11 protein-coding genes are annotated in these 10,527 nt (G+C 68.0%); 5 read left to right on the top strand and 6 right to left on the bottom strand.

Going from position 1 to position 10,527, the window contains the following annotated elements; genetic code table 11:
* Window positions 1-1,053, top strand: a 1,053-nt coding sequence (locus BST17_RS22065; protein WP_083061032.1) for an HNH endonuclease signature motif containing protein, incomplete at its 5' end; no start/stop codon positions are given.
* Window positions 1,054-1,208: 155 nt separating this feature from the next.
* Here the strand turns inward: BST17_RS22065 and BST17_RS22060 are convergent.
* On the bottom strand, window positions 1,209-2,348 hold the full coding sequence (locus BST17_RS22060; protein ID WP_083061031.1) for an acyl-CoA dehydrogenase family protein: 1,140 nt from the start codon (window positions 2,346-2,348) through the stop codon (window positions 1,209-1,211).
* A gap of 88 nt (window positions 2,349-2,436) precedes the next feature.
* On the opposite strand from BST17_RS22060, the gene BST17_RS22055 reads away from it, so the two are divergent.
* Window positions 2,437-3,021 carry a TetR/AcrR family transcriptional regulator gene (locus BST17_RS22055; RefSeq protein ID WP_083061030.1) on the top strand — a complete coding sequence of 195 codons (585 nt, stop codon included), beginning with the start codon at window positions 2,437-2,439 and terminating at the stop codon, window positions 3,019-3,021.
* Between the two features lie 14 nt (window positions 3,022-3,035).
* Here the strand turns inward: BST17_RS22055 and BST17_RS22050 are convergent, their stop codons facing one another.
* From BST17_RS22050 to BST17_RS22030, 5 genes are all read right to left on the bottom strand, one after another.
* Complete coding sequence (locus tag BST17_RS22050; RefSeq protein WP_083061029.1) at window positions 3,036-3,887, bottom strand: EamA family transporter; 852 nt, start codon at window positions 3,885-3,887, stop codon at window positions 3,036-3,038.
* A 71-nt stretch (window positions 3,888-3,958) separates the two neighbouring features.
* Entirely contained in the window at window positions 3,959-5,380 is a 1,422-nt protein-coding gene (pntB, locus tag BST17_RS22045; RefSeq protein WP_083061028.1) for a Re/Si-specific NAD(P)(+) transhydrogenase subunit beta, read from the bottom strand.
* 48 nt (window positions 5,381-5,428) lie between these two features.
* Entirely contained in the window at window positions 5,429-6,964 is a 1,536-nt protein-coding gene (locus tag BST17_RS22040) for a Re/Si-specific NAD(P)(+) transhydrogenase subunit alpha (RefSeq protein ID WP_083061027.1), read from the bottom strand.
* A 139-nt stretch (window positions 6,965-7,103) separates the two neighbouring features.
* On the bottom strand, window positions 7,104-7,436 hold the full coding sequence (locus tag BST17_RS22035; RefSeq protein WP_083061026.1) for a DUF732 domain-containing protein: 333 nt from the start codon (window positions 7,434-7,436) through the stop codon (window positions 7,104-7,106).
* A 97-nt stretch (window positions 7,437-7,533) separates the two neighbouring features.
* On the bottom strand, window positions 7,534-8,616 hold the full coding sequence (locus tag BST17_RS22030) for a magnesium transporter CorA family protein (RefSeq protein ID WP_083061044.1): 1,083 nt from the start codon (window positions 8,614-8,616) through the stop codon (window positions 7,534-7,536).
* A 289-nt stretch (window positions 8,617-8,905) separates the two neighbouring features.
* Here BST17_RS22030 and BST17_RS22025 point away from each other — a divergent pair, with 289 nt between their 5' ends.
* From BST17_RS22025 to BST17_RS22015, 3 genes are all read left to right on the top strand, one after another.
* Window positions 8,906-9,328 (top strand): hypothetical protein, encoded by a 423-nt coding sequence (locus BST17_RS22025; protein WP_083061025.1) that lies wholly within the window; start codon window positions 8,906-8,908, stop codon window positions 9,326-9,328.
* Between the two features lie 88 nt (window positions 9,329-9,416).
* A complete protein-coding gene (locus tag BST17_RS22020) occupies window positions 9,417-9,779 on the top strand; it encodes a hypothetical protein (protein ID WP_133053568.1) in 363 nt (120 codons plus the stop codon).
* 37 nt (window positions 9,780-9,816) lie between these two features.
* Window positions 9,817-10,431, top strand: a complete 615-nt coding sequence (locus BST17_RS22015) for a DUF3159 domain-containing protein (RefSeq protein WP_234807772.1) — start codon at window positions 9,817-9,819, stop codon at window positions 10,429-10,431.
* The last annotated feature ends 96 nt before the right edge of the window (window positions 10,432-10,527 follow it).

Raw genomic sequence — 10,527 nt, 5'->3', positions numbered from 1 at the left:
GTGCGGGTGGGCCGGGCAGCGCATCTGCTGCCGGCCTTGACCACCGCTCAACGCTTGGGTGGTGTCGGGATTGAGTTCGCCGACGCCGTCGGCAAAGGCGTCACCCACATCAACGCCAGAACCGAGCTGTCCGAGCAGGATCGGGCGAGCGTGGTGACCAAACTGATGATTCAGACCACGCCGGCCGAGGTGGGGAAGAAGGCCCGGGCGATCGGCATCGACCGGACCGCAGACCTACCTCTGGAAGAACGCGCGGTGCCGGTCGCCGAGGACGCCGACCTCAACACGATGACGCTGGTCCTGGGCGAGGAGGGCCGGTATGAGGCCACCCTGAACCTCGACGTCGGGACCGGGGAAGGACTGTGCTCTGCCCTGGATCCGTTGTGCCGGCCGGTCCCACTGCCGGATGGGTCGCCGGACCCGCGGCCGATCGACAAACGCCGCGGTGATGCGGTCGCGCAGATCCTGCGGACCTATCTGTCGCACTCGACCAGACCGATGTCCGGTGGGGTGTTGCCGCACGTCACCCTCATCCGGCCTGCCTCGGCAGCGGGAATACACGGGGACGAGTCGGTGGACCGGCGTGGTGTGGGCGGCGAGGAGGCGGTGGACCGGCTTGGTTTCGGTGGCCCGATCAGTGCGGCGACCGCCGACCTGATCGCGTGCGATTCGACGCTGACCAAGGTGATCGTCGACTACACCGGGGTGCCACTCGACGTCGGCCGCGCCGAGCGACTGTTCACGCCCGCGATCCGCAAAGCACTGGGCGTCCGCGACGGCGGCTGCGCGCACCCAGGCTGCGGTCGGCCGGTGTCCTGGTGCGATGCCCACCACATCCACCCCTGGAGCCATGGCGGCACAACGAGTCTCGACAACGGCGTGCTGCTGTGCCGGCTACACCACAGCATGATCCACCACGGTGGTTGGCAGGTCTACCTCGGCCGCGACCGCTATCCCTGGTTCATCCCGCCCCACCAGCCGGGTGAGCCTGAGCCCGAGCATCTGCGCTCACACAATCGCCGCACCATGACGAACCTGCCGGCGGCCGCATAACCCAGCCGCACAGCTACGGCCGGAGCACAGCAACGGCGACAGCAACTTTCACGCAAGCCTCAACGCAGCACCTTTACGCAGACCTATACGCAGCACCTTGAAAACTACACAGTGAACCCCGGCCGGCCCGGGGCTGTCGACCTCGCGTCGCGTGGTTACGCGGTGAGTCCACGGGCGATGACCAACCGCTGAATCTGGTTGGTGCCCTCGAAGATCTGGGTGATCTTGGCCTCCCGCATATACCGCTCCACGCGGAAGTCACGGGTGTAACCGACCCCGCCGAGGACCTGCACGGCGTCGGTGGTGACTTTCATCGCAGCATCGGTGGCCACCAGTTTGGCTACCGATGCCTGCGCCGAGTACGGCAGCCCCAGGTCGCGGCGGCGGGCGGCGTCCAGATATGTTGCCCGCGCGCTGACGACCGCGGCTGCCATATCGGCAAGCAGGAAACTCAGGCCCTGGTGGTCGATGATCTTGCGGCCGAACGTCGTTCGCTCGTTCGCGTACCGCACCGCCTCGTCCAGTGCGGCCTGGGCGATGCCGACCGCGACCGCGGCGATACCGAGCCGGCCGGAATCCAGCGCGGAGAAAGCGATCGACAGGCCCTGTCCCTCCGCGCCGATCAATCGGTCGGCATCCAGGCGCGCGTTGTCGTAGAACGCTGCGGTGGTGGGCACGGCGTGCAGACCCATCTTCTCCTCGGGCTTACCGAAGCTCAGCCCGTCGAGATCACCTGGCACCAGAAAGCAGGAGATACCCTTCGATCCCTCACCGGTACGGGCGAAGAGCGTATAGAAATCGGCTTTGCCCCCGTGGGTGATCCACGATTTGGCACCGTCGAGCACGTACGCGTCACCATCTCTGGTCGCGGCACACCGCAGCGCGGCGGCATCGGATCCGGCCTGCGGTTCGGACAGGCTGTACGCGCCGATCTGCTCGCCCGACAGCATGCCGGGCAACCAGCGGCTCTTCTGCTCGTCGTTACCGAAGGCCAGCAGCGGATGCGAAGACAGGCTGTGCACGCTCACGGCCACCGCCACGGCGGCCCACCGCGCGGCGATCTCCTCGAGCACCTGGAGGTACACCTCATAGGGCTGACCGCCGCCGCCCCACTGCTCGGGCTGCGGCAGGCTCAACAGCCCGGCCGCCCCCAGTTGCGCGAACACGCCCGCGGGGTACGTCTCGGACTTCTCGTGACCGTCGACAATCGGGTCGAGCACCTTGTCGGCGATATCGCGGGTCAGCGCGATCAGTTCGGCGGCGTCCTCGCTCGGGAGCAGTCGGTCTACGGGCACGGGAGTCACCTCTCGAAAACAGTACTCGGATCGGTTGCACAGTATCGTCCAAACGATACTGAAACAACGTCTGCAGTACTATCCAGCTATGTCCGACCTGGTTGACAGCGGTTTTGCCACCCGCCGACAGACGCGTCTGTTCGACGATCTGCTGGCCCTGTTCCTGGCCGAGGGCTTCAGTCGCCTCACCCTCGACGAGATCGCCGCCCGGCTGCGTTGCTCCAAGACCACGCTCTACGCGCTGGCCGCGAGCAAGGACGAACTGGTCCGCCGGGTCACGGTGCACTTCTTCAAACGCGCCACCACTTCGGTGGAAGCCACCCTCGCGCGGACGGAGCGGGTACCCGACCGGGTGTCGGCCTACCTGACGGCGGTAGGCACGGAACTCGCCGTCGCGTCCGATGCCTTCATGGCCGATATGAACGCCTTCGCTCCGGCGCGCGATGTCTACGAGGCCAACACGGCCGCCGCCGCGGCCCGCGTGCGTCAGTTGATCGAAGAGGGTGTCGCCGCCGGCGCATACCGAAAGGTCAATGCCGCCTTCGCCGGTGACCTCATCGCCACCATGATGGTCCGCATCCAGCAGCGCGATGTCGGGTCGGCGACCGGACTCAGCGATGCCGAGGCCTACACGGAACTGGCGACGCTGCTCACCTTCGGGTTACGGGCCTGAGCGCGCGGCGGCCGCTAGCCACCGACCGGCCCGGCCGTCGCATGCTGTCCGCCGGCACTGATGATGAGTGCCGCCATCACCAGCGCGATGCCGGCGACCTCGGCCGGCGTCGGAAGCTGCCGCAGCATCACCGCCCCGACGAGCGCGGCCGTTGCCGGCAGCAGCGCCAGCAGGAGCGCGAACCGTGCGCGGCTGATCCGGGTCAAAACGAACTGATCGAGCGCATAGGGCACCGCCGTCGACAACACGCCGATCCCGAGCCCGAGCAGCCAGGTGCGGGGCTCGGCGAAAACCGTGGCGTCCGAAAGCAGTTGACCGCTCAGCAGAGGTGGCGCCAGCACCACCGCGGCCACCGCCATCCCGACCGCCAGCGAGTCCAGTCCGGCACCCGCGTCGGCGACGCGCTTACCGAGCAGGATGTAGCCGGCCCACAACGCCGCCGCCAGCAGCGCGAAGCCCACACCGAGCAGGTCGGCGTCGGCCTGCACGCCGGCCAGCAACAGCACGCCGGCGGCCACCATGACCACCGCCGCGATATCGCGTCCGCGCCGAGACCCGAGCGTCGCCACGGCCACCGGTCCCAGGAACTCGATGGCGACCGCGGTACCGAGCGGGATGCGGGCGATCGCCTCGAAGAACGCGACGTTCATCGCGACCGTGACGATGCCGAACCCACCGGCCACCGCGATACCGTGCCGCGTCCAGGTCAGCCGCCACGGCCGTCGCCAGGCGATGAGCACCAGCGCCGCCGCGGCGGCGCGCAACCAGGCCACGGCAGCGGGATCGGTTGTCTCGAAGAGGAATACACCCACCGCGGCGCCGATGTACTGCGATATCGCACCGGCGACGAAGAACAGCGGAACCACCCGGAGAACCTATGCCGCCAGACGTGAAACGACCGCCGCGGGGTACCCGCGACGGCCGTCTCGTGAGCCGATTACAGCGCGGCGTTGATGGCGTCGACGCGGTCCTTGGCGTCCCCGAAGAGCATCTGGGTGTTCTCCCGGAAGAACAGCGGGTTCTGCACACCGGCGTAGCCGGAGGCCATCGAGCGCTTGAACACGATGACGTTGTCGGCATTCCACACCGTGAGCACCGGCATCCCCGCGATCGGCGAGCCCGGGTCCTCCGACGCCGCCGGGTTGACGGTGTCGTTGGCGCCGATGACGAGCACGACGGAGGTGCCGTCGAAGTCGTCGTTGATCTCGTCCATCTCCAGCACGATGTCGTAGGGCACCTTGGCCTCGGCCAGCAGCACGTTCATGTGCCCGGGCAGCCGGCCGGCGACCGGGTGGATACCGAAACGCACCTGCACGCCACGGTCACGCAGCTTGCGGGTCAGATCGGCGACACCGTACTGGGCCTGGGCCACGGCCATGCCGTACCCCGGGGTGATGATCACCGAGCTCGCGTTCGACAGCAGCTCGGCCGCGCCCTCGGCGGTGATCTCGCGGTGCTCGCCGTAGTCCTTGTCCTCGGCGGGGCCGGCCTCGATACCGAAACCACCGGCGATGACCGAGATGAAGGACCGGTTCATCGCCTTGCACATGATGTAGGACAGGAACGCACCCGAGGAGCCGACCAGGGCACCGGTGATGATCAGCAGATCGTTGCCCAGCAGGAAGCCCGACGCGGCGGCGGCCCAGCCGGAGTAGCTGTTGAGCATCGAGACCACGACCGGCATGTCGCCGCCACCGATGGAGGCGACCAGGTGCCAGCCCAGCAGCAGCGCGAGCACGGTCACCACGACCAGCAGCCACAGCTGCGGCTCGATGACGAACCACACCGTCAGCGCGAAGAACACGACCAGCGCACCGATGTTGAGGACGTTCTTGCCGGGCAGCATCAGCGGGGCGGACTTCATCCGCGCCGACAGCTTGAGGTTGGCCACGATCGACCCGGTGAACGTCACCGCGCCGATGAACACGCCGATGAACACCTCGGCGGAATGGATGCCCAGCATGCCCTCGGTGGCCAGATGCGCCGCCTCGGCGCCGTCCGGATGGGCCTCCACATGCAGGTAGCCGTTCCAGCCGACCAGCACGGCGGCCAGGCCGACGAAGCTGTGCAGCAGCGCGATGAGCTCGGGCATGCCGGTCATCTCGACGATCTTGGCCCGCCACAGGCCGATCGCCGCACCGATGGCCATGGCGCCGACCAGCAGCCCCAGCCCGAGTGGCTCGATATCGCGGCCGATGGCCAGTACGACGGTCGCGATCAGCGCCACCGCCATGCCCGCGATGCCGAAGGTGTTGCCGGCCTTGGACGTTTCGTGTTTGGACAGGCCCGCCAGGGCCAGGATGAACAGCAGCGCCGCGACCACATAGGCCGCGGTGGCCGCAGTTTCCAGAGAAAGCATGGGGAATCCGTTCGCAGAGAAGGAATCTGGTGAGAAGTCGGGGCAGCCCTAGCTGCGGGAGAACATCGCGAGCATGCGGCGGGTCACCGCGAAGCCACCGAACACGTTGATGCTGGCGAGCAGGATCGCCACGGTTGCCAGCACGGTGATCGCCAGGTCGCCGGTGCCGATCTGCAGCAGCGCGCCGACGACGATGATTCCCGAGATGGCATTGGTGACCGACATCAGCGGGGTGTGCAACGCGTGGTGCACACCGCTGATCACGTAGTAGCCGATGACGATCGCGAGTGCGAACACCACCAGGTGCACCTGCAGCGCGGCCGGCGAGATCGCGATCAACGCGAACAGCGCGGCCGCGGCGGCGAACGTCAGCCCGAGCCGGCGCTGGGCCGACATCGGCGCCTTGGGCGCGGGCTTCTCGACCGGGGCGGCAGCGGCCGCGGCGGCGGGCGCTGCCGAGACCTGCACCGGCGGCGGGGGCCAGGTGGTCTGTCCGTCGCGTACCACGGTCACCGAGCGTTGCACCACATCGTCGAAGTCGATGGTGAGCCGACCATCCTTGGCCGGGGTCAACAGTTTGAGCAGGTTGACCAGGTTGGTGCCGTACAGCTGGGAGGCGGTGGCGGGCAGGCGGCCGGCCAGGTCGGTGTAGCCGATGATGGTCACGCCGTTGTCGGTGACGACAGCCTGGTCCTTGACGGTGCCCTCGACGTTGCCGCCGTTGGACGCGGCCATGTCGACGATCACGCTGCCCGGCTTCATCGAGGCCACCATCTCCGCGGTGATGATGCGCGGTGCGGGCCGGCCCGGGATGAGTGCGGTGGTGATGATGATGTCGACGTCGGCGGCGAGCTCGGCGTACAGCTCGGCCTCGCGGGCCTTGTAGTCCTCGCCCATTTCCTTGGCGTAGCCGGTGGCCGAGACCTCGCCGGCGTTCGGGTCCACCGAGACGTACTCCCCGCCGAGCGATTTGACCTGATCGGCCACTTCGGGGCGCGGGTCGGTGGCCTTGACGATCGCGCCCAGGCTGCCGGCGGCACCGATGGCGGCCAGCCCGGCGACACCGGCGCCGACGACGAGCACCTTGGCCGGGGGCACCTTGCCCGCCGCGGTGACCTGCCCGGTGAAGAACCGGCCGAAGGTGTGGGCCGCCTCGACCACGGCGCGGTAGCCGGCGATGTTGGCCATCGAGGACAGCACGTCCAGCGACTGGGCCCGCGAGATGCGCGGCACCGCGTCCATCGCCAGCACCGTGATGGGGCGAGCCGAGAGCTTCTCGACGAGTTCGGGCTTGAGCGCCGGCGAGATCAGGCTGACCAGTGTCGCGCCGTCGCGCAGCGCCGCGATCTCGCCGTCATCGGGGGCGTTGACCTTGAGTACGACATCGGCGGACAGTGCCTCTTGGGTAGAACCGACCGTGGCGCCGGCCTCTACATAGGCGGCGTCGGCAAAGCTGGACGCTACGCCCGCGCCCGATTCGACCAGGACTGTGTAGCCCAACTTGATGATGTTGGCGACGGTCGCCGGCGTGGCCGCGACGCGCGTCTCGCCCGCGTAACTCTCGCGCGGAATCCCGATGATCATCGGAAGAGTCTCGCATTTGCTCGATGATCTTGTGCGTGCCCCTATGGCGGTGAGCGGTCTGCTTATGTCGCCCAACGTGGAGAAACGCACGAGATTCGGCAGAATCCCGTGCGCCAGCTCACATCTGGACAGGTGTCAATCAGGCGGTGACCTGGTCGAAAAAGCGGGGGCAGTAGGCCGCGGACGCCTCCACGACAATGGTGGCGGCCTGCTGCGGTGACAGGTCGCTGTTGTTCATGATCTCGACGCTGATGTCGGTGCCGTTGCGGCCGGCGGCGAGGTAGTCGCACACCAGCAGCGCGTCGTCGATGGCGTCCACATCACTGGGGTAGGAGATGCCCTCGGCGTAGACATTGGTCAGGTAGGTGTCATCGACGCTGTCGGCCCACCCGGCGCCCGCGGTGGACACGGCGAGAGCCAAGGCGGCGGCGGCGACGGCGGACTTGGTGGCGAAGGTGGCGATGCTGGACATGGCGGCTCCTGATGGCTGTCTGTCTCGCGTTCTGCGAGGTGTGCACAGAGCATCGGGCGGCGCGCTTGGCGGATTCTTGAGGAATGCTTGCGGCGCGTCACAGCCAGTCGCGGCGACGGAACATCACGTAGAGGACGGCCACCAGCACCACGATCAGGACCGAACTGGTGAGAAAGCCGGCGGCGGTCTCGATACCGGGATAGAGCACGTTCTGCCCGTAGAAGCCGGTGATCGCGGTGGGCACCGCGATGATGGCCGCCCAGCTGGTGAGCTTCTTCATGACGGTGTTCAGCCGGGCGTCCTGCAGCGACAGGTTCGTCTCGAACACCGTGGTCACCATGTCGCGCAGCGATTCGGTCCATTCCGAGGCGCGCAGCACGTGGTCGTAGAGGTCGGCGTAGAGCGGGTCCAGTTCGGGCGCCGGGGGTGGGCGAAGCGACGGGGATGTCGAGGTCGTGGCGTCGAGGCGGCGGTGCTGGATGGCGCCGACCACCTCGCGCATCGGCAGCACCACCCTGCGTAACTCGACCAGTTCCTTGCGGAGTCGATATGTGCTGCGCTGCAAGCTGTGTCGAGGGCCGTCCGGGCGAGCGGAACGACCCGACGCCGGGTTGTCCTCGAAGAGCTGGTCTTCGAGATCCTCGATCGCGTCGTCGAGGGTCTGCACGGCATCGAAGTGGCCGTCGACGACGACGTCGAGCAGCGCGTGCACCAGCGCGCCGACACCGTACTGTTGGCCGCCGAGTTCGTCGAAACGTCGTGACACCGAACCGATGTCGAAGTGCACGCCGCGACCGTCCCGATCATCGGAGGGCAGCCGGACGGTGATGAGCCCGCGTGGCAGCACGAATCCGGAGATGCGGTGTTTGACCAACGTGGACGCCAGCAGGTCGTCGTCGGCGTCGGCACCCAGGATGTCCACGGCGTAGACGGTGAAGAAGGTGTGCGTGCGGTAGACGGTGGCCTTGGTGCGCTCCATCGGTGCCACGGCGTCCTCGACGGCCCAGATGTCGAGGTGCAGTTCGGCGGCCAGGGCCGCGAGCGTGTCGTGGTCGGGGTCGTAGATGTCGGCCCACACCAGTTGGTCCTCGGATGCCAGGCAGTCGGAGATGGCGTCGAAGGTGAAATCCTCGTCGCGCGGTTGGCCGCCCCGCCACAACCGGCCCGTCACTGTGGTCACGGTGTCATCATTCACCCGACGGTGCGGCTTTCAGGAAACGGACAGGCTCGCGGCACATACTTCGGATACACGGCTGAAGGAGTGACATGTCCGATATCGAAACCGTGGTCGTCATCATCGCGGCGCTGGTCGCCATCGGGGTCATCGTGACGCTGATCGCCACCGCACCCAAGAAGAACAACCGGTACCGCCGCTGACAGCGCGGCTGGTTTCGCTGCTCGGGCGGCTGGGAACTCGCAATTAGCGCACGCGTAGATAAGTGTGCAGTCCTTCCCAGCTAGGAGCGAAGATGTCTGACAACGGCACACTCTGGATCATCATCGCGGTGGTGGTGGTCGCCGCGATCGTCGTGGGCCTGGCCCTGGTGGCGCGGCGCAAGCGGCGGCGGGTGGAAGCCCAGAAGATGCGCACCGAGCTGGAGGCCGAGCGTGAGAAGGTCGCCAAGCGGCAGGCGCTGGCCGATGAGACCGACGCCCGGGCGCGCGCGGCGGCCGCCGAGGCCGAAGCCAAGGCGGCCGAGGCCCGTCGTCTCGCGGACCGGGCGTCGGCGCACCAGCAGACGGCGGCCGAGCATCGCGATGAACTCGACGAACGCAGCAGGCATATCGACCGGATCGACCCCGATGTGAAGCGCAGCCGGGATCGCGGTGACGACGAGCCCGACCGCCAGGTGATCGACGAACCGCCGCGGCGCATCGACAACGTCCGCTGAGCTGTTCGGTCTCGGATGGGCGGCGAACACGTATCGACATGACACGACCCGTGTTCGCAGCCCGGGCGTTGGTCGCACCATGTTCTGCATGGAGATGGTGATCGAACGTGGTCAGGCCCGATGCCCCTTCTGTGTGGCCGTCGCCGATTACCGTTTCGTGGAACGGGACCGCACCATCGTCCGCTACGAGGTGCACTGCCACAGTTGCGGCGAGCGGTACCGGGAGAAGCTCGGCGTCGCCGCGATGACGACGGCGCCGGCCACCGTCGAACCGTGGGTGCCCGCCGTCGCCGCCGAACCCGGCGTGCCGCTGGCCGACCGGCTGCGAGCCGCGGTCGCCGCCGCCCGGGAACGGTCGGCGGCGGTGACGGCCACGGCCGCCGCGGCCTGGCAGCGCCGGGACGTGCCGCCCTGGGTGACCGGCATGCTGGCCCGGGCGCAACGACCCTGACCTGCCCCGACCGGACGGCTCGGTACGCTCGGCAGTTGTGACGAACGCGCCACTGGACGGCCTGCTGGAACGCGCGGGCGGCGTCCGCGGACTGATCTACTCCGGGGCGCCGGTCAGTGTGTACGCGGTGACCTCCGCGATGGCCGGGCGCATCCCCGCCGTGATCGCCGCCGTGAGTGTCGCCGCGCTGGTGTTCGGCTGGCAGCTGGTGAAGCGCGAGTCGCTGCGGCCGGCTCTTTGGGGTTTCCTCGGTGTCGCTGCCTGCGCCGGTCTGGCGCTGTTCACCGGGGAGGCCAAGGACTTCTACCTGCCCGGCATCTGGATCGCGTTGGCGGTGGCGATCACGTTGACGGCGTCCATCGCGATCCGGCGGCCGCTGGTCGGGGTGGTGTGGGCCTGGGTCACCGGACGTGACGACGCCTGGCGGCGGGTGCCGCGGGTGCGGCTGGCCTTCGATCTGGTCACCGCGGTGATGGCCATCGTCTCGTGGTCGCGCTTCCTGGTGCAGAACCATCTGTACGCCACCAACGAGGCCGAACTGCTGGCCGTCGCCCGACTGGCGATGGGGTGGCCGCTGTTTCTGGTGACCTCGGCGGCGCTGGTGCTCGCGGTGCGCTACGCGATCAGAACCCTGCCCCGCGCTGCGGGTTAAAACTCACGCCGATTCCAGCTCTTTACCGCCGAAACCACTCCGGGTAGCAATACGCGGGTGAACAAGACGCGGTCCGCCGACCCCTGCTGTTGCTGC

This window comes from Mycolicibacterium bacteremicum (assembly GCF_002086115.1).
Taxonomy (GTDB): Bacteria; Actinomycetota; Actinomycetes; order Mycobacteriales; family Mycobacteriaceae; genus Mycobacterium; species Mycobacterium bacteremicum.
This window is presented reverse-complemented; position numbering and strand designations above follow the sequence as displayed.